Source organism: Lysinibacillus sp. RS10, from assembly GCF_041956855.1.
GTDB lineage: Bacteria > Bacillota > Bacilli > Bacillales_A > Planococcaceae > Lysinibacillus > Lysinibacillus xylanilyticus_A.
Genome location: NZ_CP167122.1, coordinates 3919373 through 3945927, shown reverse-complemented (window position 1 = coordinate 3945927; position 26555 = coordinate 3919373). Strand labels below are relative to the sequence as shown.

At 38.7% G+C, this 26555-nt stretch carries 26 protein-coding genes; 19 read left to right on the top strand and 7 right to left on the bottom strand.

All coding sequences use genetic code 11. The annotated features are described in order from the left end of the window. Positions 1–2 precede the first annotated feature (2 nt). The 6 genes from ACB089_RS20075 (at position 3) to ACB089_RS20050 (ending at position 6523) form a co-directional block, all read left to right on the top strand. On the top strand, positions 3–980 hold the full coding sequence (locus ACB089_RS20075; protein WP_368636872.1) for an alpha-ketoacid dehydrogenase subunit beta: 978 nt from the start codon (positions 3–5) through the stop codon (positions 978–980). A 52-nt stretch (positions 981–1032) separates the two neighbouring features. Beyond that, positions 1033–2367: a dihydrolipoamide acetyltransferase family protein gene (locus ACB089_RS20070; RefSeq protein ID WP_374963629.1), complete on the top strand. Its 1335-nt coding sequence runs from the start codon at positions 1033–1035 to the stop codon at positions 2365–2367. Positions 2368–2372: 5 nt separating this feature from the next. After that, entirely contained in the window at positions 2373–3788 is a 1416-nt protein-coding gene (lpdA, locus tag ACB089_RS20065; protein WP_053483451.1) for a dihydrolipoyl dehydrogenase, read from the top strand. Between the two features lie 269 nt (positions 3789–4057). Beyond that, positions 4058–4840, top strand: a complete 783-nt coding sequence (locus tag ACB089_RS20060; protein ID WP_374963628.1) for an SDR family NAD(P)-dependent oxidoreductase — start codon at positions 4058–4060, stop codon at positions 4838–4840. A 569-nt stretch (positions 4841–5409) separates the two neighbouring features. Further along, entirely contained in the window at positions 5410–5853 is a 444-nt protein-coding gene (locus ACB089_RS20055) for a CidA/LrgA family protein (RefSeq protein WP_368636869.1), read from the top strand. A gap of 1 nt (position 5854) precedes the next feature. Then, positions 5855–6523, top strand: a complete 669-nt coding sequence (locus ACB089_RS20050; protein WP_374967601.1) for an LrgB family protein — start codon at positions 5855–5857, stop codon at positions 6521–6523. A 277-nt stretch (positions 6524–6800) separates the two neighbouring features. Here the strand turns inward: ACB089_RS20050 and ACB089_RS20045 are convergent, their stop codons facing one another. Beyond that, the gene (locus tag ACB089_RS20045) at positions 6801–8270 is read right to left on the bottom strand and encodes an aminotransferase class I/II-fold pyridoxal phosphate-dependent enzyme (protein ID WP_374963627.1); all 1470 of its coding nucleotides are present in this window, start codon (positions 8268–8270) and stop codon (positions 6801–6803) included. Between the two features lie 145 nt (positions 8271–8415). On the opposite strand from ACB089_RS20045, the gene ACB089_RS20040 reads away from it, so the two are divergent. Beyond that, positions 8416–9375, top strand: a complete 960-nt coding sequence (locus ACB089_RS20040) for an NAD(P)H-dependent flavin oxidoreductase (protein WP_374963626.1) — start codon at positions 8416–8418, stop codon at positions 9373–9375. Between the two features lie 20 nt (positions 9376–9395). Next, positions 9396–9683, top strand: a complete 288-nt coding sequence (locus ACB089_RS20035) for a UPF0223 family protein (protein WP_368636866.1) — start codon at positions 9396–9398, stop codon at positions 9681–9683. 127 nt (positions 9684–9810) lie between these two features. Here the strand turns inward: ACB089_RS20035 and ACB089_RS20030 are convergent, their stop codons facing one another. Further along, positions 9811–10437, bottom strand: coding sequence for a YktB family protein (locus tag ACB089_RS20030; protein ID WP_374963625.1), 627 nt, complete (start codon positions 10435–10437; stop codon positions 9811–9813). Between the two features lie 128 nt (positions 10438–10565). Here ACB089_RS20030 and ACB089_RS20025 point away from each other — a divergent pair, with 128 nt between their 5' ends. Both ACB089_RS20025 and ACB089_RS20020 read left to right on the top strand, forming a co-directional pair. Beyond that, complete coding sequence (locus ACB089_RS20025; RefSeq protein ID WP_368636864.1) at positions 10566–10763, top strand: hypothetical protein; 198 nt, start codon at positions 10566–10568, stop codon at positions 10761–10763. Positions 10764–10998: 235 nt separating this feature from the next. Then, positions 10999–11793 carry an inositol monophosphatase family protein gene (locus tag ACB089_RS20020; RefSeq protein WP_374963624.1) on the top strand — a complete coding sequence of 265 codons (795 nt, stop codon included), beginning with the start codon at positions 10999–11001 and terminating at the stop codon, positions 11791–11793. Between the two features lie 41 nt (positions 11794–11834). Here ACB089_RS20020 and ACB089_RS20015 read toward each other — a convergent pair whose 3' ends face one another. Next, positions 11835–12020 (bottom strand): DUF5325 family protein, encoded by a 186-nt coding sequence (locus ACB089_RS20015; RefSeq protein ID WP_368636863.1) that lies wholly within the window; start codon positions 12018–12020, stop codon positions 11835–11837. 139 nt (positions 12021–12159) lie between these two features. Between ACB089_RS20015 and typA the strand changes: the two genes are divergently transcribed. The 5 genes from typA (at position 12160) to ACB089_RS19990 (ending at position 17238) form a co-directional block, all read left to right on the top strand. Beyond that, positions 12160–14004 carry a translational GTPase TypA gene (typA, locus tag ACB089_RS20010; RefSeq protein ID WP_374963623.1) on the top strand — a complete coding sequence of 615 codons (1845 nt, stop codon included), beginning with the start codon at positions 12160–12162 and terminating at the stop codon, positions 14002–14004. 30 nt (positions 14005–14034) lie between these two features. Continuing rightward, positions 14035–14433 carry a YlaH-like family protein gene (locus ACB089_RS20005; protein WP_374963622.1) on the top strand — a complete coding sequence of 133 codons (399 nt, stop codon included), beginning with the start codon at positions 14035–14037 and terminating at the stop codon, positions 14431–14433. Positions 14434–14695: 262 nt separating this feature from the next. Then, entirely contained in the window at positions 14696–15688 is a 993-nt protein-coding gene (locus ACB089_RS20000) for an ABC transporter substrate-binding protein (RefSeq protein WP_374963621.1), read from the top strand. 1 nt (position 15689) lies between these two features. Further along, a complete protein-coding gene (locus ACB089_RS19995) occupies positions 15690–16457 on the top strand; it encodes an ABC transporter ATP-binding protein (RefSeq protein WP_374963620.1) in 768 nt (255 codons plus the stop codon). Further along, positions 16450–17238, top strand: a complete 789-nt coding sequence (locus tag ACB089_RS19990; RefSeq protein ID WP_374963619.1) for an ABC transporter permease — start codon at positions 16450–16452, stop codon at positions 17236–17238. Before ACB089_RS19995 ends, ACB089_RS19990 begins: the two co-directional genes overlap by 8 nt. Before the next feature lie 294 nt (positions 17239–17532). Here the strand turns inward: ACB089_RS19990 and ACB089_RS19985 are convergent, their stop codons facing one another. Together ACB089_RS19985 and ACB089_RS19980 are read right to left on the bottom strand one after the other, a co-directional pair. Next, positions 17533–17736, bottom strand: coding sequence for a YlaI family protein (locus ACB089_RS19985; protein WP_368636857.1), 204 nt, complete (start codon positions 17734–17736; stop codon positions 17533–17535). An 11-nt stretch (positions 17737–17747) separates the two neighbouring features. Continuing rightward, a complete protein-coding gene (locus tag ACB089_RS19980) occupies positions 17748–18248 on the bottom strand; it encodes a peptidyl-prolyl cis-trans isomerase (RefSeq protein WP_368636856.1) in 501 nt (166 codons plus the stop codon). Between the two features lie 182 nt (positions 18249–18430). Between ACB089_RS19980 and ACB089_RS19975 the strand changes: the two genes are divergently transcribed. Genes ACB089_RS19975 through pyc form a run of 3 tightly spaced genes read left to right on the top strand, consistent with a single transcriptional unit; the run spans position 18431 to position 23401 of the window. After that, on the top strand, positions 18431–18712 hold the full coding sequence (locus ACB089_RS19975) for a YlaN family protein (RefSeq protein ID WP_004224778.1): 282 nt from the start codon (positions 18431–18433) through the stop codon (positions 18710–18712). A 60-nt stretch (positions 18713–18772) separates the two neighbouring features. Then, positions 18773–19954, top strand: coding sequence for an FtsW/RodA/SpoVE family cell cycle protein (locus ACB089_RS19970; protein WP_374963618.1), 1182 nt, complete (start codon positions 18773–18775; stop codon positions 19952–19954). A gap of 12 nt (positions 19955–19966) precedes the next feature. Continuing rightward, positions 19967–23401, top strand: coding sequence for a pyruvate carboxylase (pyc, locus tag ACB089_RS19965; protein WP_374963617.1), 3435 nt, complete (start codon positions 19967–19969; stop codon positions 23399–23401). Positions 23402–23472: 71 nt separating this feature from the next. On the opposite strand, the gene ACB089_RS19960 is transcribed toward pyc, so the two are convergent. Beyond that, positions 23473–23949 (bottom strand): hypothetical protein, encoded by a 477-nt coding sequence (locus tag ACB089_RS19960; protein ID WP_374963616.1) that lies wholly within the window; start codon positions 23947–23949, stop codon positions 23473–23475. 326 nt (positions 23950–24275) lie between these two features. Beyond that, positions 24276–25202 carry a heme A synthase gene (locus ACB089_RS19955; protein WP_374963615.1) on the bottom strand — a complete coding sequence of 309 codons (927 nt, stop codon included), beginning with the start codon at positions 25200–25202 and terminating at the stop codon, positions 24276–24278. Between the two features lie 335 nt (positions 25203–25537). Between ACB089_RS19955 and cyoE the strand changes: the two genes are divergently transcribed. Continuing rightward, positions 25538–26455 carry a heme o synthase gene (gene cyoE, locus ACB089_RS19950; protein WP_374963614.1) on the top strand — a complete coding sequence of 306 codons (918 nt, stop codon included), beginning with the start codon at positions 25538–25540 and terminating at the stop codon, positions 26453–26455. The last annotated feature ends 100 nt before the right edge of the window (positions 26456–26555 follow it).

Sequence of the window (26555 nt, the reverse complement as noted above, 5' to 3'; positions counted from 1 at the left end):
CTATGGCACAAATGACGATGATTCAAGCAATTACAGATGCACTTCGCACGGAATTAAAGAATGATGAAAATGTTCTTGTATTCGGGGAAGATGTAGGTGTCAACGGTGGGGTATTCCGCGCAACTGAAGGCCTACAAAAAGAATTTGGTGTTGACCGTGTATTCGATACACCATTAGCAGAATCAGGTATTGGTGGCTTAGCAGTCGGTCTTTCTCTAGAAGGTTTCCGTCCAGTTCCTGAAATTCAGTTCTTTGGCTTCGTTTTTGAAGTAATGGATTCAATTAGTGGTCAATTAGCACGTATGAGCTATCGTAGCGGTGGCGTCTATAATGCACCAGTGACAATCCGTTCTCCATTTGGTGGTGGTGTGCATACACCAGAAATGCACTCTGATAGCTTAGAGAGCTTAATGACAGCACAGCCAGGTTTAACGGTTGTTGTACCTTCAACACCATACGATGCTAAAGGTTTACTGATTTCATCTATTCGAAATGATAATCCAGTCATTTTCTTAGAGCATTTAAAATTATACCGTTCATTCCGTGAAGAGGTACCTGAGGAAGCATACGAAATTCCACTAGGTAAAGCGGACGTTAAACGTGAGGGTAAAGATTTAACAATTGTTGCCTATGGATTAATGGTTCATGAAAGCTTAAAGGCTGCAGAAGAGCTAGAAAAAGAAGGTCACTCTGTTGAAGTTATTGATTTACGTACAATTCAACCGATTGATATTGAAACAATTATTGCATCAGTTGAAAAAACAGGTCGTGCAATCGTTGTACAAGAAGCTCAAAAACAAGCAGGTATTGCTGCAAATGTAGTGGCTGAAATTACAGAGCGTGCAATTTTAAGCTTAGAAGCACCTGTACTTCGTGTGGCTGCACCAGATACTGTGTACCCATTCCCACAAGCTGAAGGTGTTTGGTTACCGAACTATAAAGATGTAATGGCAACAGCGAAAAAAGTTTTAACATTCTAATGTAGCTTCTTAATGTAGCTCCTAAAACAGTAAATAGAAAGGATGGGTACACATGGCATTTGAATTTAGATTACCGGATATTGGCGAGGGTATTCACGAAGGCGAAATCGTGAAATGGTTCGTTAAAGCTGGAGATACAGTAAAAGAAGACGATATTCTTTGTGAAGTACAAAATGATAAAGCAGTAGTAGAAATACCTTCTCCAGTTGAAGGAACAGTAGAGGAAGTTTTAGTAGGAGAAGGCACTGTAGCCGTTGTTGGTGATGTCTTAATCCGCTTTGATGCACCTGGCTATGAAGACTTAAAGCTAAAAGGCGATGACCATGCTGAAGCGAAAACAGAAGCTCAAGTTCAAGCAACAGCTGAGTCTGGCCAAGCAGTAGCAAAGGCACCTGTCGAGGAAGAAAAAGCTTCAGAAAAAACGGCAGTAAAGACTGAAGATGTAGCTGTCGATACAAAACGTATCATTGCAATGCCTTCAGTACGTAAATTTGCACGAGACAATGATGTCAATATTCGTGAAGTTAAAGGTACAGGTAAAAATGGCCGTATTTTAAAACTGGATATTGAGAATTTCCTAAACGGTGGAGGCGCTGTAGAGGCTGAAGTAGCACAAGTTGCTAACGAAGAAGCTGTTCAACAAGAAACAACTACACAAGCAGCACCAGTTGTTCTTGAGGGAGAATTCCCAGAAACACGTGAGAAAATGTCTGGCATTCGAAAAGCGATTGCAAAAGCAATGGTTCACTCGAAACAAACAGCTCCACATGTTACACTAATGGATGAAGTCGACGTAACCGCTCTTGTAGCACATCGCAAAAAATTCAAAGATATCGCTGCTGAGAAGGGTGTCAAATTAACGTACTTACCATACGTAGTTAAAGCGCTTATTTCAACTTTGCGCGAATTCCCAGAATTTAACCGCTCATTAGATGATGCAACACAAGAAATTATTCAGAAGCATTACTACAATATTGGTATTGCAGCAGATACAGAAAAAGGCTTACTAGTACCTGTTATTAAGCACGCAGATCGTAAATCTGTGTTTGCAGTATCTAATGAAATTAATGAGTTAGCGACTAAAGCACGTGAAGGCAAGCTTGCACCACATGAAATGAAGGGTGCATCGATGTCGATTACGAATATCGGCTCTGCAGGGGGGCAATGGTTTACTCCGGTAATTAATCACCCTGAAGTAGCGATTTTAGGTATTGGTCGAATTTCAGAAAAACCTGTAATAAAAAATGGTGAAATTGTAGCCGCACCTGTGTTAGCATTATCATTGAGCTTTGATCATCGTATGATTGATGGAGCCACTGCGCAAAATGCTTTAAATCACTTAAAGCGTTTGTTAAGTGAACCAGAATTATTATTAATGGAGGCGTAACAAAAATGGTAGTAGGAGATTTTCCAATCGAAACAGATACTCTTGTCATTGGTTCAGGTCCTGGAGGATATGTAGCAGCAATCCGTGCAGCTCAAACTGGCCAAAAAGTAACAATCGTTGAAAAAAATGTACTTGGTGGTGTGTGCTTAAACGTAGGTTGTATCCCATCAAAAGCATTAATTTCAGTAGGTCACCGTTTTGAGCATGCTAAACATTCAGATGACATGGGTATCATCGCTTCTGATGTGAAATTAGACTTCTCAAAAGCACAAGCATTTAAAGACAGCGTTGTTAAAAAATTAACTGGCGGTGTTGAAGGCTTACTTAAAGGTAATAAAGTTGAAATTGTACAAGGTGAAGCTTATTTCGTTGACGCTCATTCAGTGCGTATCATCAATGGTGAATCTGCTCAAACTTACACATTTAACAATGTAATTATCGCAACAGGTTCACGCCCAGTTGAAATTCCAACATTTAAATTCTCTGATCGCGTACTAAACTCTACTGGCGCACTTTCTTTACAAGAAGTTCCTGGTAAATTAGTTGTTATCGGTGGAGGCTATATTGGTACAGAGTTAGGCTCAGCTTATGCTAATCTTGGCTCACAAGTAACAATTATCGAAGGCGGAAAAGATATCTTAGCTGGCTTCGAAAAGCAAATGACACAAATCGTGAAAAAAGGCCTTAAAAAGAAAGGCGTTGAAATGGAAGTAAACGCATCTGCAAAAGGCGTTGAAGAAACAGAAAACGGCGTAGTAGTAACTTATGAAGTTGGCGGAGAAGAGAAAAAAGTTGAAGCTGACTATGTATTAGTGACTGTAGGTCGTCGTCCAAATACAGATGAAATGGGCCTTGCTGAAATCGGTGTTGAATTCGGTGAACGTGGTCTAATCAATGTTGACAAACAATGTCGTACAAATATTCCAAACATCTATGCAATTGGTGATATTGTAGCAGGTCCTCAGCTTGCTCATAAAGCATCTTACGAAGGTAAAGTTGCTGCTGAAGCAATCGCTGGTGAAAAATCAATCGTTGATTATTTAGCTATTCCTGCTGTATGCTTCACAGATCCAGAAATGGCAACAGTTGGTTATAACGAAGATGAAGCGAAAGCTGAAGGCATTGAATACACTGCAGCTAAATTCCCATTCGCAGCAAATGGTCGTGCACTTGCATTAAACCAAACAGAAGGTTTCGTGAAGCTTGTTGCTCGTAAAGAAGATGGCTTATTAATCGGTGCTCAAATCGTAGGTGCTGGTGCATCAGATATGATCGCTGAAATGGGCTTAGCAATTGAAGGCGGCATGACTGCGGAAGATATTGCGTTAACAATCCATGCTCACCCAACTTTAGGTGAAATTACAATGGAAGCTGCTGAAGTATTACTTGGCAATCCAATCCATATTGTAGCAAAAAAATAATAAAGTTCATGAAGACGGCTATAAAGCATTTGCTTTGTAGCCGTTTTTTTGTATATTACTTGTAATTTTGATAAAGTAATTATATCGAATGAATATTTCGAAAAATATTATTTGGTTAGGAATCTATTAAATGCTGGATAGACTTAGTAAAGGTGTCAGATAGAACTTGTGAAGTGTCAAATAGATCTCTGATTGACTGTTAGATGTCCGAAAATGATAACGATGTTTATGAAAAAAGAGAAGTTGAACAAAAAACTGAGGTGATATCAATGGAACTAGGCTTAAAGGGGAAAGTAGCAGTTATTACAGGTTCAAGTAAGGGAATTGGTTATTATACAGCGATGCAGCTTGTGAAAGAGGGGGCAAAGGTTGTACTTTGTGCCCGTGGTGAAAAACAGCTACAAGTGGCTGCTGGCTGTATTAAAAACGAAACAGGCGAGGACGTATTAATTGTACCGACTGATATTACAAAGGAAAAAGATTGTAAGTACTTAATTGGACGAGCAGTAGAGCATTTTGGTCGCCTTGATATTCTTATTAATAATGCAGGTACATCTTCAGCTAATCCTTTTGAAGCGGTTAGTAGTGAGCTGTGGCAAGCTGATTTAGATTTAAAAGTGTTTGGTGCTGTCAATTGTTCAAAATATGCTGCACCTCATTTACGTAAGGTTGGTGGCGGTGCAATAGTTAATGTGACTGCGGTAATGGCTAAAACACCACCAGCAAATTCACTCCCTACTACTGTAAGTCGTGCTGCCGGGCTTGCATTAACGAAAGCTATGAGCAAAGACTTAGGTAAAGATAATATTCGTGTGAATTCTGTTTGTATTGGGCTTATTCGAAGTGATCAAATAGAGAAGAAATGGAAAGAACATGAACCAGAGCTTTCGTGGGAGGATTATTCTCGTAAAGTTGGTCAAACGATTCCACTTGGGCGTGTAGGAGATACTCGAGAAGCGGCAAATGTCATCACATTTTTAGTATCAGATGCTGCGAGCTATGTGACTGGCACTTCTGTCAATATTGATGGTGGTTCAGGACATGCATTATAGAACTATTGAGAATAAATTAAAATAGTAGGTGTGTTGATTAGAAAAAATAGGTTTATTATTAAGTGATAAAAGGATTTTTTTGTTGCTATTTTGCTAATATATTCCTATTTTTTACTGATTGTAGCGTAGGGCTACTCGAGTGCTCTTGTCGCTTCGCTTTCGTCGCAGAGCAAAGCTTCCCGGGGGAAGCGAGACAGACGAGACCCTGAGGCCAACACGATGTTGGTCACGAAGGCATTGTCACAGGACGTGACGAACTTAGCCTTCGTTCCTTTAGCGGAGGAAGCGGCTCGACGCTCGCCCGCAGCGGAAATCAGAGCCTTCTAATTAATTAGGACAGATAAAAATGGTTAATCAATACACCTGTTAAAATAATACTATTTTTTGAGAAAAGGAATAGTAGTAACGTCTACTAAATGAATGTTCTTCAGTCTATAGACAACCTATTGATCAGAAGGTCGCTTAAAGTTTTGAGCGACCTTCTTTTTCTGTTGTTTTTCTAAAATTATAATAGACAGAAAATTCCTACAGATGTAGAATGAACGTAATAGGGGGTGAAATGTGGCGAAATGTTGAACGGAAATTTTGCTGCGATGTTACAGAGAGTTGTTCGTATTATTGTTCAGATTGGAATACTCAATATTTATTATTACATTGGCGAAGGTATTGTGTCTTTATTACATGTACCTCTGCCTGGAAGTATAATTGGATTATTATTATTAGCACTTTCACTCATCTTTAAAATAATTAAAGTAGAATACATTCAAGATGGAGCAGGCTTTTTAATTGGCGTATTAACATTGTTTTTCATTCCTGCAACAGTGGGAGTGATTGACTATCCTGAACTTTTGTCAACGACTGGCCTGTTAATCATTTTAGCTGTTATAGCCAGCACGTTAATCTCTATTTATATTACAGGATTACTAACCCAAATGATTGAGAAAAAGGAGCTGGCTAAAAAAGAAACAGAGGCTATTGTAGAGGATGGAGAGGGGGAATTAACTATTGATTGAAATGATTGTTGTAATCGGCACAATTGTGTTGTTCGTGTTATTTACAAAACTTTATCAGCGTTTTCCACATCCTTTAATGATTCCACTAGTGACGACAACGATCGTCAGTGTCATCATTTTATTAGTCTTTAATGTTCCGTATTCTACTTATATGGAGGGAGGCAAGTGGCTTCAAAAAATGCTAGGTCCAGCAGTTGTAGCACTTGCGTATCCTCTTTATAATCAGCGTGCGATTATTATAAAGTATAAGTATTCTATTTTGTCAGGTATTTTTATCGCCATGATTACGGGCATAGTGACAATATTTGTTATGCTGAAATGGATCGGTGTCAACGATAGCTGGATGCTGACAGCCTTACCGAAATCATTAACGACACCTGTTGGTATGCAGGTGAGTGAAACAATTGGCGGCATTCCACCATTAACAGCTGTGTTTGTAATGCTGGCAGGATTTGTAGGCGCTATTATCGGACCGTTAGTCATTAAATACGGCAACATTGACTCAGCTGTTAGCAGAGGGGTTGCGGTAGGTAGTGCTTCGCACGGCGTTGGACTTGTTAAATTAAGAGAATACGGAGAGCAAGAATTATCAGTAGGCTCGTTATCTATGGGCTTATCAGCAATTATTGGCGCATTTCTATGCCCGCTATTTGTATATTTATTTATGTAAAAAATGACAAAAAATCGATTGTATACAAACTAATAATCGTTCTTTTTCGTTGAAAGGAACTAATCGTTGCGAATCTGCAAATAATAGCTTCTAGAGTAATGTTTAATAACCGATTTGCAAGCACAAAGTGGATTCCGGACGCAATTATCATAAAACAATTGGGGATTTTTTTGTGGTATTATTGATGGATTATTTTTCCTGTGTTACCCATGTTCTATAGTTTATGGTATTTTTTTGTTAAGAAAAGCTACCCCATTTTATAGAGGTAGCTTAGCATTTAAAAGATCGGTTTGCGTTCTTTTATGACGCGAATCGTTTTTAATGTTGTATCTTCTGGTCCTTGAACAGGTAAACCAGCTTCAATATTCATTTGAATATAACGAATATTTTCTTGGGTAATTATTTCCCCGGGAATAAAAATCGGAATACCAGGAGGATATACCATTATGAATTCTGCACAAATGCAATTATCCGCTTCTGCAAGAGGAACAACCTCAGTATCCGCATAAAATGCATCACGTGGTGACATGGCAAGTGCTGGGATATCCGGAACATTAACAACTGCTTCTGTAATAGCAGCTTCTGAATCAAATGTTTTAGACATACGACTAAGGGCATTAATTAGAAGATTAATTTCCTTTTTCGTATCAGCTAATGTCACTAAACATAAAATATTATATAGATCGGACAATTCTACTTCGATATTAGCATTATGACGAAGCCATTCTTCGGCTTGATGACCAGAAATACCCAAATCCTTAACACTAATCAATAGTTTTAACGGATCCATATCATAAGTTGCAGATGAGTGTAATTTTTCTTTACCAGCACATTTTAAATGCGGAATTTGGTTAATACGTTTACGAGCATCTTTAGCCAAACGAAGTGCATCATCGATTAAATCATAGCCATGAATTGCTAGCTGACGTCTAGCTGTGTCTAGCGAAGCGAGTAATGGATAAGATGTCGATGTTGTTGTTAGCATTGAGAAAACAGCTTGTACACGTTTTGCAGAGACAAGGCCTTCACGAACATTTAGAATCGATGTTTGTGTCATGGAGCCGCCAAGCTTATGTACGCTTGTAGCTGCCATGTCGGCACCTGCCTCCATCGCTGAATAAGGAAGCTCATCATGGAATTTAATGTGTACACCATGGGCTTCATCAACAACTACTGGGATATTACGGCTATGAACTATTTCGACAATACGCTTTAAATCAGCTGTGAAGCCGTAATACGTTGGGTTGATGACAAGGACTGCTTTTGTATCCGGATAAGCAATTAAAGCCTTTTCGACAGCTTCAGGTGTTATTCCATGAGAAATACCATACTCGCCATCTACTTCAGGATGAATAAAAATCGGGATTGCACCAGCGAAAACAATCGCTGACATAATTGATTTATGAACATTCCGTGGCACTAGAATCTTATCACCTGGACCGACGACGGTCAGAATCATCGTCATGATGGCGCCACTAGTACCTTGAACGGAAAAGAATGTATGATCAGCACCAAAGGCTTCGGCAGCAAGTGCTTGGGCTTCCTTAATCGCGCCTTTTGGTGAATGTAAATCGTCTAGTGGAGCAATATTAATTAAATCAATTGATAAAACGTTGTCGCCGACGAATTCGCGGAAAGCAGGATCCATACCTTGCCCTTTCTTATGGCCTGGAATATGGAACTGAATTGGATGTCTGTTCCGATGTTTTAGTAATACGTCGAACAATGGAGTCTCTAATTGTGACAACGCAGGTACCACCTCACTTTATAATATCTAAGAAAACAAATGAATTATAGCACCTAATGACACGAAAGAATAGACTTTACATAAAAAAATAAAAGGATTTTTTGATGATTTCGAGAAGTTAGTATTGTACGAAAGGGGAGGTACTATGAATTGGAATACACGTGTAACGGAACTTTTAAATGTTAAATACCCAATTATTCAAGGGGGATTAGCCTATTTAGCATATGCTGATTTAGCAGCAGCGGTGTCGAATGCTGGAGGGCTGGGACAAATAACAGCAATGAGTTTACGAGATCCTGACTTATTGCGCGCAGAGATTCATAAAGTACGTACATTAACAGATAAACCTTTTGGTGTAAACTTTGCAATTGGTATGTATGGCACTGGTTATGAGGATATGGTGCGTGTTGCAGTGGAAGAAAAGGTACCGGTTGTTACGATGACTGGAGGTAATCCTGCACCTATTTTTGATATATTGGCAGGAACGGATATTAAGAAATTAGTACTTGTGGCTGCACGTAGGCAAGCTCAGAAGGCAGAACAACTTGGGGCAGATGCTGTGATGGTAGTTGGCCAAGAGGGTGGTGGCCATCTTGGTCGTGATGATGTAGGAACGATGGTGCTTGTGCCACAAGTTATAGATAGTGTGAAAATTCCTGTTATTGCTTCTGGTGGGATAGGTGATGGTCGAGGATGGATGGCAGCGCATGCACTAGGAGCCGAGGGAATTGAAATGGGTACACGTTTTATTGCAACGAAGGAATGTGTCGATGCATCAGAGGCTTATAAAGAGGCATTACTTGCAAGTTCGGAAGCAGATACCACAATTATTAAGCGTTCTATTGGGGCTCCAGCAAGAGCGTTACGCAATGGTTTTACCGAAAAGATTTTAGAAATTGAACAAATGACACCAACGTATGAGGCGTTGAAAAATTATATTAGTGGCACTGCCAATAAACGATTTATTTATAATGGTGAGAAAGATGAAGGGTTTGGTTGGGCCGGACAAGTTACAGGGATGATTCATGATATTCCAACAGTTGAGGAGCTAATCACTCGAATGGTTGCAGAAGCAGAAAGTATCCGGGTAAAATGGATTCAGTAACATAAAGGTGGTTATGTCTAATGGAATATTCTTATCCGTTTTCAATCGATTGGTCGACTGAGGAAATTGTCGATGTTGTTCAATTTTTTGAAGGGATTGAACAAGCTTATGATAAAGGCATTAAGCGTGAAGTAATGATGGCGAAATATCGTCGTTTTAAAGAAATTGTTCCTTCGCAAGCTGGGGAAAAATCAATTTTTCGTGAGTTTGAAGAGGCAAGTGGTTATGTCAGTTACCCTGTTGTTAAACAAACAAAAGAAGCAGCTGATGGTACGATTATTAAAGTTGTACCAAAGCAACGCCGTTAAAAAATGTGGACGTGAGTATTTCTCACGTCCACATTTTTTTATCTTATGGTTTAACGTGTTAAAAATAAGTACTGTGCATACACTACATACAATTAACGTTATGGTGATGAAGCACAACACTTCAACTTTATTTTCCAACAATAATGTTATAAATAGGGAGTAAGCTATTGAAAGTTTCTTCTGTAATTTGATGAAGTTCACTAGCTGACAGTTGGATGGCTTGTTCTCTTGGAATATGTCGGCCGACTAAAAACTCACCTTTTTTAACATCACGCAAACGAATAAGTAATTCATCTAGCTTGTCTTCCTTTGCGGCTTGCATGGAGATTGCTGTAGGAGACATATGATCCCCAGAAACAATAAAATCATTAGGAAGCTGCTGAAGCAATGCTTTATTGGCAATTAAACGTTCTGCCATCACATTTTTTTGAGGAGCTTCATAAATAATAGCTAAGACGATGAATAAATGCGTGCTCCAAAGACCAATCTGAAAGTGAGGTAATGATTTATAACCTCTTTTGTAAGGAGCAAAGGCAACCCAGCTGTCGTTTGGGGGATTTACTGTTCTTCGTGCATGCTTCGCAACATGAGGATAAAATTCTTCTCCAAGATGACTTGAAAAGAAGGAAGAAAAATCCTCTCCAAGCAGTTGGAATTTTGGTCGTACAGATGAAATTAACGCATCCATTCTCTGGTCTAATCCATCTATTTGAAAAACATTGAAGTCATTGTTAGTCCATTTAGTTTTCGGCAATTTTATTTAACTCCTTTCGATTTATAAGGTTTATTTTATTAGAAAATTGGGAAAAAATCTTATAACAAGAACTTTATCAAATTTGATAAGTTTTTGTAAAAAAAAATTTAAAAAAGGATGTGATTTTTATGAAACCAATCGTAAAAATTATACGTAAAGTTGACATTGAAAAGCAATATGAATACATTCTACAATTAGAATTAGATTATGAATTGGCCTCTTTATTCTCTGCAATGAATGAAAAAAATGAGATTGAAATTAAAAAAAGTAAAAAACGTCTAGCTGAAATTCAACTGGAACTTGAAAGTTTGCACGCCTATGCGTAATAAAACTTTCATACCAATTTGAAAAATCACTTGCTGAATATTCCGACAGCAGGTGATTTTTATTGTTATAAAGGTTAAAATAGACAATATATCATAATGGACAGAAAAGATTATGTGCTGTGTTTAACATCATCATGAGGAATGAGAACCTTTAGCACATCTTTAAATGAAGATAAGTTGCAAGTATTTTTAAGAAGGGCTAGAAGCATAGTGCCTATTCGAAGGGTGGGTTTTTATGGATTTACAACAATTTGATCAATTTGCAAAAAGTATTATATTTGAAGCAGGGAGCCGTATTCGAGATGCCTTTTCATACAATTTAGTGATCGAGACAAAATCAAGCGCAAATGACCTTGTTACAAATATTGACCGTGAAACAGAATTATTTTTTATCGAAAAGATACGCGCTTTTGATCCAACCCATAAAATTTTAGGGGAAGAAGGCATGGGAGAAAAAGTAGAGTCGTTAGAAGGCGTTGTATGGATTATTGATCCAATAGATGGCACGATGAATTTTGTTAAACAACATCGGCATTTTATGATTTCTATTGGTATTTTTATTAATGGGGTAGGCAAGCTAGGTTACATATTTGATGTAATGCGTGAAGACTTATTTTATGCAATTGCAGGCGAAGGGGCATGGTACAATGACTCACCATTACGTAAATTGCAATCAGTCAAAATGGAGGAATCGGTCATTGGTATAAACGCACACTGGGTAGCACCAAACCGACATATTCACAATGAAAAAGTCATTGAAATGGTTCGGAAAGTACGTGGTACACGGTCGTATGGTTCAGCTGCAATGGAAATAGCGTTTGTTGTTAGTGGTAAACTAGATGCTTATGTATCTATGCGACTGTCGCCATGGGATATTGCTGGAGGTACCATTATTGCTAAGGAAGTTGGGGCTATCGCCACTAATTTACATGGGGAGAGCTTTGATTTCCTACATCAGGATACTTTCATCATTGCCAATCCTTCTATTCACAAAGAGCTATTAGAAAAATATATTGTGCCCTATGAATAAAAAAGGAGCCGTCTATTTTTAGACAGGCTCCTACTTACTTATTAAAGTAATCCTTGCTCACGCAGTTTACGTTTCAATTTAAAGGCTGTCATAAAAATGACACAAGTAGCCACAATGCCTGCTATTATACCAAAAACACTACCAGCTGCTACAGAATAGCCAATAGAACACATTGCTAAAACAGCTGCTAATGCGAAAATGCCCATTACGAATTTTGCACGATTCATAGCCGAGCCTCCTATATTAAAAATTTATAATGCAATTATATTTTTTTAGAATGATGTAAATTCTAATAAGGACATTTCTATCCTTCTTGTGCTATAATATCACAGTTAAACATTCGAAAAAAGAATATGGAGTGGAATAATGACAAACTTACGTCAAGATCTTCGCAATATCGCAATTATCGCACACGTTGACCATGGTAAAACTACTTTAGTCGACCAATTATTAAAACAATCGGGTACATTCCGTTCAAACGAACGTGTTGAAGAACGTGCAATGGACTCTAACGATATTGAACGCGAACGTGGTATTACGATTTTAGCTAAAAATACAGCAGTAAACTATGAAGGAACTCGTATCAACATCCTTGATACGCCTGGACACGCTGACTTCGGTGGTGAGGTAGAACGTATTTTAAAAATGGTAGATGGCGTTGTACTAGTTGTCGATGCGTATGAGGGTTGTATGCCACAAACACGTTTTGTGTTGAAAAAAGCATTAGAACAACGTTTAACACCAATCGTTGTTGTTAATAAAGTAGACAAAGATTCAGCTCGTCCACTAGAAGTAGTAGATGAAGTACTTGAATTATTCATTGAACTAGGTGCAGATGAAGATCAATTAGACTTCCCTGTTGTCTATGCTTCAGGTGTAAATGGTACAGCTTCTTTAGACGCTGATCCATCTAAGCAAGAAGCGGATATGGAATGTCTATTTAAGAAAATTATCGAAGCTATTCCAGCACCAATTGATAACTCAGAAGAGCCATTACAATTCCAAGTAGCTTTACTTGACTATAATGACTTCGTTGGACGTATCGGTATTGGTCGCGTATTCCGCGGAACAATTTCTGTAGGTCAACAAGTATCTCTTATGAAGTTAGACGGAACAGTGAAAAACTTCCGTGTAACGAAAATCTTTGGTTTCTTCGGCTTAAAACGTGAAGAAGTTGAGACAGCAAAAGCTGGTGACTTAATCGCCGTTTCAGGTATGGAAGACATCAACGTTGGTGAAACAGTTTGCCCTGTTGAACACCCAGATGCGCTAACGCCATTACGTATTGATGAGCCAACTTTACAAATGACTTTCTTAGTAAACAATTCTCCATTCGCAGGTCGTGAAGGAAAATGGGTTACTTCTCGTAAAGTAGAAGAGCGTTTACGTGCTCAATTACAAACAGACGTATCTTTACGTGTTGAAGATACTGATTCTCCAGATGCTTGGACAGTTTCAGGTCGTGGGGAGCTTCACTTATCTATCCTTATCGAAAACATGCGTCGTGAAGGCTTCGAATTACAAGTGTCAAAACCACAAGTAATCGTGCGTGAAATCGACGGCGTGAAATGTGAACCTTACGAACGCGTTCAAATCGATGTGCCTGAAGAAAATGTTGGTTCAATTATTGAATCAATTGGTACACGTAAAGGTGAAATGCTTGATATGGTGAACAACGGCAGTGGTCAAGTTCGTTTAACGTTCTTAGTACCAGCTCGTGGATTAATCGGTTATACAACTGAATTCATGTCGATGACAAAAGGTTTCGGTATTATCAACCATACGTTCGATTGCTATCAACCATTATTACCAGGAAAAATTGGTGGCCGTCACCAAGGTGTACTAGTTTCAATGGAAACTGGTAAATCAACAACTTATGGTATGATGCAAATTGAAGACCGTGGTACACTGTTCTTGGAGCCAGGTACAGATATTTACGAAGGTATGATCGTTGGAGAAAATACTCGTGACGCTGATATCACTGTAAACATCACAAAAATGAAACAAAAAACAAACATCCGTTCAGCAAACAAAGACCAAACGAATGTTATTAAAAAGCCACGTATTTTATCACTAGAAGAAGCGCTTGAATACTTAGGTGATGACGAGTACTTAGAAATCACACCAGAATCTATTCGCCTTCGCAAACAAATTCTAGATAAAAACGAACGTGAGAAAGCAGCGAAAAAATTACGTAACGCAGAACAATAATTTTCCGCTGACATGAAAGGAAGAGGAGTCTTGGATATAAAGTCCGCTTTATTGAGTGAACTGAATTTTATTCAAGTTGCTGCACAGACAAATTTAGAGGAAACAGCAAATGCCTATGAAAAAATGGCAGGGATTACGCGTTTTTTATATGAAAACTTACCTAGCTATGAAATGGCAGGTTATGCTCTGTTTGCTCTAGTGTTTTTGCTCTCTGCACTTGTTTATAAACTAGGCTTTGCAAAGAAATTAAAACTATCACAAAATATAGTTATTTACATTTTCCTGTTTTTAGGGTGTATTATGTTAACATTTTTTGCATTATATCTTCCAATGGTAGAAGGGCTCATTGTAGCGGCGTTAATTTTGATTGTATATAAAACACGTATGTGGCGTGAAAAAAGAGAAGAGCAACAAGCTGCCAATCAATGAGAGTAGCTTGGCTCCTATACCGTGAAACTTGTATTGAGTTTTTAAGTAATAAAACAGCCTTAGCATTAATTTGCTAAGGCTGTTTTATTTGGTATCGTAAAAAATTTTATCGTTTTAAGCCATCTACATATAAACGATTGGCTACGGAACCCATTTTCAATCGATTGTGTCTCTCAAACCTAAATTGATAGGCACCGAAATCTTTTGATATGAATAAGTTAATGTTGATAGGCTTATTTTCATCAATCGAGGAGGAAATGGAATGCGTTGGCTTAAAAAAGGTTTATTATTTAGTGTTATTGCTTTGTTACTCCTTTCTTTGACAGCGTGTAATAAAACGGAGCTTGAAAAGGTCAAAGTTGGAGAAGTGACGCGCTCGATTTTCTATGCGCCGCAGTATGTAGCACTTGAAAAAGGTTTCTTCGAGGATGAGGGGCTTTCTGTTGAGTTACAAACGATTGCAGGTGGCGATAAGACAATGACGGCGTTACTGTCTGATGGCATTGATATTGCCTTAGTTGGATCGGAAACTTCTATTTATGTGACACTTCAGGGCGCCAATGATCCAATACAAAATTTTGCCCAGCTAACTCAAACAGATGGTACATTTTTAGTTGCGCGTGAAAAAATGGATAATTTTTCATGGGATCAATTAAAAGGCACTACATTTTTAGGGCAACGTAAGGGTGGAATGCCCCAAATGGCGGGTGAGTTTGTACTGAAAAAACATGGCATCAATCCTACAAACGACTTAACACTCATTCAAAACATCGATTTTGCTAATATTTCTACGGCCTTTGCTTCTGGAACAGGGGACTTTGTGCAACTATTTGAACCAACAGCGAGTATCTTTGAGAAAGAGGGTAAAGGCTATATTGTTGCTTCATTTGGAACTGAATCTGGTCATATACCTTACACATCGTTTATGTCCAAAAGTAGTTATTTGAAGGATGAAGCGAAAACAGTGCAAGGTTTTACAAACGCATTGAAACGAGCGCAGGATTTTGTACAAAAAGAGAGTGCTGCAGAAGTAGCGAAAATCATTCAGCCATATTTTGAAAATGTGGATGTTGCTTTAATTGAAACAGTAGTGGAGCGTTATAAGTCTCAAGGCTCTTATGCAACGGATCCTATTTTAGATAAGGAGGAATGGGATAACTTGCAAACGATTATGGAGGAAGCAGGTGAACTTCCTCAACGGGTAGATTATGAAAAGCTTGTGAATACAACCTTTGCTAAAAAGGCTGCTGAGTAATATGGGATTTTTAAAACTAGAACATATTCACCATAGCTATTTTTCCAATACTCAGGCAACGGAAGTTTTACGTAATATCAGTTTAGAAATTCGTGAAGGTGAATTTGTATCTTTCATAGGGCCGAGTGGATGTGGGAAAACAACTTTATTATCAATTATTGCGGGTTTATTTCCGTCTACTGATGGTAATGTATACATTGATGGAGAGGAAATTTCAGCACAAAATCAGTCTCTCATTGGCTACATGCTTCAACAAGATTATTTGTTTCCTTGGAAAACTATCGAGGAAAATGTCACAATTGGCTTGAAAATTCTGGAGCGGAGCAATAAAACACATAAAGTGACCGCCAATGCACTGTTGCGAGAAATAGGTTTACCACATGTAGGGAGTAATTTTCCCCGAGAGTTATCAGGAGGTATGCGTCAGCGTGTAGCACTTGCGAGGACATTGGCAGTAAATCCTAAAATCTTACTGCTAGATGAACCGTTTTCGGCACTTGATTATCAGTCAAAATTAAAGCTTGAGGACTTAGTTGTTGAAACCTTAAAGGCCTATCAAAAAACAGCGATTCTTGTGACACATGATATTGGTGAAGCAATCGCCATGAGTGAACGGGTATTTCTTTTTTCAGCTAATCCAGGTTCATTGCATAGAGTTTTTGAAATACCTGAAGCATTACGCAAGCTATCTCCGTTTGATGTACGACAGCATCCGGCATATTCAGATGTATTCCAAACTATTTGGAAGGAGCTGGAGAGCCTTGGATAATACATTATTTAAACAGTATCAACAAATGTTAAAAAAGGAAAAACGCTTTGTTCGATTATATCAATTGATCATCTTACTCGTATTTTTTGGAGGGTGGGAGCTTCTTTCAAGATTTGGATGGATTGATCGTTTAATTTTTAGTTCACCAACATATGTATGGCAAACGTTTATAGAAAAAGTAAGTGATGGTTCGTTAACGTTGCATGTTGGTGTCACGCTAATGGAAACAGTTATCGGTTTTATTGCTGGTACCTTACTAGGGACATTAATAGCTAGCATTTTGTGGTGGTCACCTTTGCTGTCAAAGGTACTCGATCCATATTTAGTTATTTTAAATGCGATGCCGAAAGTCGCGCTAGGACCAATATTAATTGTTGCACTTGGCCCAGGCTATTTTTCGATTATCGCAATGGGTGCTTTAATTTCGATTATTATTACGACGATTGTTGTTTACACGGCCTTTAAAGGGGTAGATCCAAACTATAGCAAAGTATTACAAACTTTTGGAGCAACTAGATGGCAAATATTTAGAGAAGTGATTTTGCCTGCCTCCTTCCCAACGATTATTTCTACTTTAAAAGTAAATGTAGGATTATCTTGGGTAGGGGTTATTGTTGGTGAATTTTTAGTGTCCTCAAAAGGTCTTGGTTATTTAATTATTTATGGCTTTCAAGTATTTAACTTTAATCTCGTGCTTATGTCACTGCTCATCATCGCCTTTTTTGCGACGATTATGTATCAGGTTGTCGAATTGATTGAGAAGGCGATTATAAAAAAATAATGGGTAATAATCGAAATATAATAGTATGCTAGAAGCAATCTGGCATACTATTTTTTATGATATAAAGACATTTTAGGCAGTCTTTCTTTTCAATGAAATGCGTACAGTATCTAATGATAGAATAAAATGCCGTACAATTTGTTACTGCATAATATGAACAATGACTTCAATCAACCCCTCGTTTCGCCGAAGAGCATATCTTATTTTATAGGACATCTTAATTTCATTAACACAATAGCTTTTCAACAACATAAAGGAGGTGGCCAATTAATGGGTCACCTCCTTTAGTAGCTGTTAAAACTCTTTATCCATTTGTGGTGAAGTACGATAAAAACGGAAATTCCCGGTTTCAACGCGTGCGATGGTATTTTCTTTAATACGATCGTGACACGTCTCACACATATACGTATGAATTGGTCGATTGCGTAATTTTTTTGCTAACGGTAAACTATCATCTAAATTGTTAATTGTATCGCAAATGACACACTTTACGCGCATTGCATTCCCTCCTACTCGGCACGAATAGCTAATACATTTTTGATAGGGTTGTCTACATTTGAACCGTCTCTAAATAATACATGGACAGGGCCATCTTCTAGTAAAGGCTTACCATCTTGGCTGTATTGCAAAATTAATGTATGAGCTTCTTCGATTGTAAATGGACACTCTTTGCCACCTTCGCATTCAATGACGATTGTTGTCGCTTCTGGTTTAATTTCAGCATTTTTCAAGAAGGGACTTAATTCGATACCGAAAGTACCTGTTTCCATCCCTTTACGGTCAAATTTTCGTTCGGATTTTAATGTTGGTGGGAAAGTTGCCCCTTCCATAATTTCACGTGACCAGTGCGCACCGACTTCACGCATATATTTGATATCCATATCTTCTTCCACTTTTTGTGAGGTGAAGTACGTTTTTAAATCTAATTTACGATCATCGAAAATCCAAACAGTGGGATCTAACGTTAGTTGAAATGAAACTGCGCCCTTGATAGGAATTATTGTTTCCATTATAGAAATCCTCCTCAAATCTTGTATATCCATGAATTAGTATAACGCTAATGGCTAGGTATAATAAAGAAATATAATTTGATTTCTCTATTTTCCAACGAAGACACTTGCAATTTTAACGACTAAAAGATAAACTTTATTAAGATAGAATCGAAGAAATATCAGATAATGGGGGCGTCCTCATGGATACGAAATCACAAACTTCTTTTCAGGAGAAGGCTTTGGAGCTTTTAGTTGCTGATGCAGATAAAATCGCTCGCCTCATTCGAGTACAAATGGATCATTTAACAATGCCACAATGCCCTTTATATGAAGAAGTATTAGATACACAAATGTTCGGCCTTTCACGTGAAATTGACTTTGCTGTGAAGCTTGGACTCATTGAACGCGAAAAAGGCAAAGAGATTCTCGATTCACTCGAGAAAGAACTGTCTGTACTACACGACGCGTATACAGACAAATAAAAAGAAAAAACTCAAACGCTATTTGCGATTTGAGTTTTTTTTCTAGAATGAGGTTTTCCGATGAAACAATACTTAAAACGTTATGCACGAAATTTTGATTACCCATTATTTTTTACTTTTCTATTATTAAGTTTATTTGGATTAGTAATGATTTATAGCTCAAGTATGATGGTAGCTATTACAAAGGAAGAACAGGCTCCAGACTATTTTTATCAAAAGCAAGTGACAAATTTAACTGTAGCTTTTATGGGTTTTTTAGTGACCGCATTTTTCCCGTACAAGCATTATGCCAATAAGAATGTTATGTTGTTTCTTACCGTCGTTCTTGCCGTGCTATTTACTTGGTTAAAAGTAGCCGGTCATGGTGCGGATCAAGTAGGTTCTCAGAGTTGGATACATATTCCAGGTCTAGGGAATTTTCAGCCATCTGAATATGCGAAACTATTTATAATTTTATATTTTTCCGCTGCTTTTTATCGGAAAGGACAAAAATATACGTTTGAAAAGCTACAACCGACAGAAATTTTTTATCCAATATTTCTCTGGATTCTTGTTGTTGCTTGTGTAGCGTTTGAAACCGATTTAGGAGCTGTCATTATACTTTGTGGCATTGCTGTATCTGTTGTAGCGGCGAGTGGTATTCCATTTAAAACATTTTGGAAGTTTTTTGCGGTATTAGGGGCATTTGGTACAGCTATCCTTGGTATGCTTTGGTTATTTAAAGGGGAGCTATTAACAGGTAACCGTAAAGGCCGAATTCTATCTTATTTTAATCCATTTGATTATGAAAATGATATGGGTCACCAAGTTGTAAATAGTTATTATGCAATAGGCGGAGGCGGTTTAGATGGAAGAGGCCTCGGTCAATCCGTTCAAAAATTGGGGTATTTACCTGAACCACAAACTGATTTTATTATGGCGATTATAATGGAAGAACTAGGTATTTGGGGTGTGATAATCGTCTTAGGTGGTCTAGGATTTATTGTATATAAAGGATTTTCAATTGCATTGCGCACAAAAGATCCACTAGCACGTATGATTGCGGCTGGTATTGCGAGCTGGATTGGCTGGCAAACGTTTATTAACCTTGGGGGTGTAACTGGGTTAATCCCGTTAACCGGTGTAACGCTGCCTTTTATTAGCTATGGCGGGACATCTATAATTATTCTATCTTTAGCTATGGGAATATTAATTAATGTTTCTATGTTTGAAAAGGTAGAAAGAAAAAAATCACAATCATAAAGGGGGATATCTATGGAATCAATCAACAAAATTCTCGTAGCCAATAGGGGAGAAATTGCAATTCGTATTTTCCGTGCATGTACGGAGCTAAATATCCAAACCGTAGCCATATATTCGCGGGAGGATAGTGGGGCATTCCATCGCTTTAAAGCAGATGAGGCCTATTTAGTCGGGGCTGGCAAGAAACCGATCGATGCTTATTTAGATATTGAGGGTATTATTGCCATTGCAAAGGATGCGGGTGTTGATGCGATTCATCCGGGGTATGGTTTTTTATCGGAAAACGTAGAATTTGCACGTCGTTGTGAAGAAGAGGGCATTGTCTTTATTGGACCAACTTCCCAGCACTTAGATATGTTCGGAGATAAGGTTAAAGCGCGTGAACAGGCAATTGTTGCAGGTATTCCTGTTATTCCTGGTACAGACGGTCCAGTAAATGATTTAGCAGAGATAGAGGCTTTTGCTAGCACATATGACTATCCAATTATGATTAAGGCAGCGCTAGGCGGCGGTGGTCGTGGTATGCGCCTTGTTCATAGTCAAGAGGAGCTAGCTTCCTCCTATGAACGTGCAAAATCAGAGGCGAAGGCAGCATTCGGCTCTGATGAGGTGTATGTAGAAAAGGCAATTATTAAGCCAAAGCATATTGAAGTCCAAATTATTGGCGATCAACAGGGCAATATTGTCCATCTATATGAGCGTGATTGCTCGATACAACGTCGTCATCAAAAGGTTGTTGAAATCGCACCCTCTCATTCGATTTCAGAAAATTTAAGAAATAGTATTTGTGATGCAGCGGTTCAACTAATGAAAAATGTCTCGTACATAAATGCAGGGACAGTAGAATTTTTAGTCGCAGGAGAGGATTTTTATTTCATCGAGGTCAACCCTCGTATTCAAGTTGAGCATACAATTACTGAAATGATTACAGGTGTCGATATCGTGCATGCTCAAATAAAAGTGGCTGCGGGTTACGGTCTTCATAGTGAGGAAATCCATATTCCTCAACAGGCGGATATTCCAATGATTGGCTATGCGATTCAAGCACGTGTTACAACGGAAGACCCAGCCAATGACTTTATGCCGGATACAGGAAAGCTGATGGTGTATCGTTCAAGTGGTGGCTTTGGTGTTCGTCTAGATGCCGGCAATGGCTTCCAGGGAGCTGTGGTGACACCGTACTATGATTCACTATTGGTGAAAATTTCAACATCAGGAATGACATTTAAAGAAGCTGCAGCAAAGATGGACCGTAACTTAAAAGAGTTCCGTATTCGTGGGGTGAAAACGAATATTCCATTTTTAAATAATGTCGTGACGCACGAGAAATTTTTAACGGGTGCATTTGATACTAGCTTTATTGATACAACACCTGAATTATTTAATTTCCCTGTGCGTCAGGACCGTGGGACAAAGCTTTTAAGCTATATCGGTAATGTGACGCTCAATGGTTTCCCAGGAGTAGAGCAGAAGGCGAAACCAATTTTTGTTCAGCCGAGTATCCCAAAAGTTGATAAATTAATCGTTCCCTCTGCAGGGACAAAGCAAATTTTAGATGCTCAAGGAACAGATGGGCTTGTGAAATGGATTCTGGAGCAGGAGGACGTGCTATTAACGGATACAACTTTCCGAGATGCACACCAATCACTTCTTGCGACACGTGTACGTTCAAAGGATATGTTCGAAATTGCAGATGCAACAGCACGCATGATGCATGATTTCTTCTCACTCGAAATGTGGGGTGGCGCGACGTTTGATGTGGCGTACCGTTTCTTAAAGGAAGACCCATGGGAGCGTCTTGCCAAGCTGCGTGAACAAGTACCAAATGTGTTATTTCAAATGTTACTGCGTGGAGCGAATGCCGTCGGATACACGAACTACCCTGACAATTTAATTCGTGAGTTTATCGCTGAATCAGCGGCATCAGGCATTGATGTGTTCCGCATTTTCGATAGTTTGAACTGGGTGAAAGGCATGGAAGTAGCGATTGATGCCGCTCGTCAGTCTGGTAAAATTGCCGAAGCAGCAATCTGTTACACAGGCGATATTTTTGATGATACGAGGGCAAAATATTCAGTCCAATACTACAAGGAAATGGCGAAGGAGCTGGAGGCAGCAGGTGCCCATATTTTAGCGATAAAAGATATGGCTGGGTTATTGAAGCCAGAAGCAGCGTATCGTTTAATTTCCGAGTTAAAAGAGACGACAAGTTTGCCAATCCATCTGCATACACATGATACAAGTGGTAATGGTATTTATTTATATGCCAAGGCGATCGAGGCAGGAGTGGATATCATTGATACGGCGCTCGGTTCGATGGCGGGCTTAACGTCACAGCCAAGTGCAAACTCCTTGTATTATGCAATGAAGGGCAGTAAGCGTGAGGTTCGTGCCGATATTGAAGCACTAGAAAAACTATCGTACTACTGGGAAGATGTGCGTAAATATTATAAGGATTTTGAAAGCGGCATGATTAGCCCACATTCTGAAATATATGTCCATGAGATGCCTGGCGGTCAATACAGTAACTTACAGCAGCAAGCCAAAGCAGTTGGTCTTGGGGATAGATGGGAGGAAGTGAAGCGCATGTATTCCCGCGTGAACCTTCTATTTGGTGATATTGTCAAAGTAACCCCATCTTCAAAAGTAGTCGGTGATATGGCGTTATTTATGGTACAGAACGATTTAGATGAAAGCTCTGTACTGACAAGAGGACAAACTATTGATTTCCCGGATTCTGTGATTGAGTTCTTCCAGGGTTATTTAGGACAACCACATGGCGGCTTCCCTGAGGCACTTCAACAGGTTGTGTTAAAGGATCGCGAAGCTATTACAGTACGTCCAGGTGAGCTACTAGAACCTGTGAATTTTGAGCAGCTAGAGGCAGTGCTGGAGGAAAAATTAAACAGACCGGTGACAAAAAAGGATGTATTGGCGTATGCTTTGTACCCGAAAGTGTTTGAAGAGTATGCGAAAACAGTGGACTCTTTCGGCAATATTTCGGTATTAGACACACCAACATTCCTTTGCGGATTAAAGCTAGGTGAAGAAATCGAAGTCGAAATCGAAAAAGGAAAAACACTGATTATTAAACTCGTTTCGATCGGTGAGCCACAGCATGACGGAACACGTGTGATGTACTTTGAGTTGAATGGTCAATCCCGTGAGTTGGTGATTCAAGATATGACTGTCGAAGTAGATGGCAGTTTAGCATTAAAGGCAGATCCAAGCAATCCAAACCAAATTGGAGCTACAATGCCAGGTACGGTCTTAAAGGTAGTTATATCAAAAGGAAGTACTGTTAAACGTGGAGACCATTTGTTAATTACTGAAGCGATGAAAATGGAGACAACTGTTCAAGCACCGAAAGATGGAGTTGTAAAAGAAGTATACGCAAGTGCAGGCGACGCCATTTCAACAGGTGATTTGCTAATTGAAATTGAATAATTGAACCGAAAGAAGGTTATTAGATGGCTTTTATAGCATACTAATAACCTTTTTTATTTTGCTATTTTTGCTCACCACCATAATGCAGGGTTGATTTTCGTTGCGACTGAGCGCTTTGTTGCTGCCGCTTCGCTTTCGCACAGATAAAACATTTGCCGCTGCCGCTTCGCTTTCGCACAGATAAAACATTTGCCGCTGCCGCTTCGCTTTCGCACAGATAAAACATTTGCCGCTGCCGCTTCGCTTTCGCACAGATAAAACATTTGCCGCTGCCGCTTCGCTTTCGCACAGATAAAACATTTGCCGCTGCCGCTTCGCTTTCGCACAGATAAAACATTTGCCGCTGCCGCTTCACTTTCGCACAGATAAAACATTTGCCGCTGCCGCTTCGCTTTCGCGCAGATAAAACATTTGCCGCTGCCGCTTCGCTTTCGCGCAGATAAAACATTTGCCGCTGCCGCTTCGCTTTCGCGCAGATAAAACATTTGCCGCTGCCGCTTCGCTTTCGCGCAGATAAAACATTTGTTGCTGCCGCTTCGCTTTCGCACAGAGCAAAGCTTCCTGGGGGCGTCCGATGAGCCGCTTTGCTTGCGCTCCAGGGTCTCGGGCTAACACGATGTTGGTCACGAAGGTGTTATCACAGGACGTGATGCTTTTAGCCTTCGTTCCTCTATCGCTGATCCCCGAGGAGTCGCTCAGTCGGAACAAAGATCAACCACTTCACATAGCATGTATCTTCTAGCATTTTCTCTATAATATTGATTTTGTTATATTGTAAACTTGTCGATTTTTTGACATGTCATTAGTTGCTTAGTAATTGAAGTCGTTTAAATAAATAAAAAAGATTCGCCACTGATGTAGCGAATCTTTTCTATTATTCTTTATTTTTTCCATTATAATCGCTACGTGCAACTAGCAAGACCATGTAGCAAAGTAGACCAAATAATATTGAAATAAATAATGAATGCAGTAATGCGACTGTTAAATTCAATTTAGTTAGGACTACTAACATACCAGCAATCACCTGTAAAATTACTATAATAAAGGCAATAATCCAGCCATAGTAAATAACACGTTGATTTTTATATTCTTTTATAGCGTGCCAAGTTATGTATGCAATCCAAATAGAAAAGATCAGAACAGCAAATCGATGTCCCATTTGCACCCATTCATACATATTATTTAGTGGTGCGAATGGTGTTTCATTGTTGCAAAATGGCCAGTCAGGACATATTAAGCTAGATTCTGTATGGCGAACAAGCGCCCCTGTATAAACGACTAAATAAGAATAAATTGTGACAGCAATCGTATGCCAACGTAACTTTTTACCAATAAAAACGTTATCGGCATCAAATTTCCGATCCACTTCAAATACAATCATAGAGAGAAGGAGAACGGCAGCAAAGGAAATAAGAGAAATCCCAAAGTGGAGTGCTAGTATAAAATCGCCTTGCCCCCACAATACTTGAGCAGCTCCAATAAGAGCCTGTGCGATTAAGAAAAACATCGCTAAAAAACCTAATAACTTTACTTCGCGAATATGACCGAGTTTACGCCATGTCCAAATTGTTAACACAAGAATAGAAATCGATACAATTCCAGTTACAGCACGATGTGAAAATTCAATTAAGACTTCCGGTGTAATTTCTTTTGGAATAAGAGAACCATTACAATCAGGCCAGTTTCGACCACAGCCTAAGCCACTATCTGTTTTGGTAACAAGTGCTCCACCTAATAAAATAAGAAGCATTCCAATTGTAGCGGCAACAGCAAACCACTTCATATACCTGTTGTGTTGCATAAATGAGTCACCTACTTTATCTATAAACATTACATGAAAGTAATGTTTCTGCTACTAGATAATATCGAAAATACAGGAAAAAAACAACTTGTAAAGAGTAGGGAGTATTAGATGTTGATTCCATTTCACAAATTGTTCATAATTTCGTACTTTAACCTTCACAATTCATTTTAGAAAATGTTTTACTATAGATATGTTGTTTTTAATTATATTTCTAGACAAAGCTAATTTTTACAACTTCATCTAAATTTCACTTAATGTCTAGAAATCAATCGCAAATTTCGCTATAGTAAACATTAGCGGAATATGCTTACAAAAATGAAAGGAGAGGTATCATGTCAAACGGTCGTGCACTGACGGCTACTAGAAATGGTGGACCAGAATCAACATCTATTGTAAAAGATTTCTTAGCACTAATAAAAATTGGGATCGTAAACTCGAATCTTGTCACAACGTTTACAGGGATGTGGCTGGCATTTCAATTTACTAGTAGACACTTCTTGCAAGAGCTTGATGTCATATTGTTCACCATGCTGGGTGCGGCATTAATAATAGGTGGCTCAGGCGCAATGAATAACTTTATTGATCAGGATATTGACCCAATCATGAAAAGAACGAAGGCAAGACCGACAGTAACAGGTAGATTTAAGCCGAATTTTGTATTGACCATTGCCCTCTCATTTTTAATTGTAGGTGAAATTTTGTTATTTGCGGCATCGTTTGCAGCCGGCATGTGGGGACTAGTAGGAATATTTGCGTATGTCGTTCTGTACTCAATGTGGTCAAAGAGGAAGCATGTTAGTAACACGATTGTAGGAAGTATTTCAGGAGCGATTCCACCAGTTATTGGCTTTGCAGCTGTTGAGCCTGCATTAGGTCCAGGAGCACTTGCCTTATTCCTTATTATGTTTGCATGGCAACCTCCGCATTTTTACGCGCTTGCTATGAAACGTACTGAAGAATATCGTGCAGCTAATATACCGATGCTACCTGTAGTAAAAGGATTTAAACGAACGAAGTACTCGATGTTATTTTGGATTATTTTATTATTACCGTTACCATTCCTTTTACCAGAGCTTGGGGTAGGCTTCTTAATTCTTGCGACTGCATTGAACTTGGGCTGGTTGATTCTAGCTTTTAAAGGCTTTACCACAAAAGATGATTTAAAATGGGCAAATAAAATGTTTATCTATTCATTGAACCATATGACAATACTATTTGTATCCATTATCATATTTGCGTTGTTTAGCTAAATTCAGGAATTCTTTCTTATCCTAAAGAATTCATATAGACAGAACTAATGTCCTAGGTACACATGAAAATACAACAAAGAAAGAGGGGTTTAATTAAGCT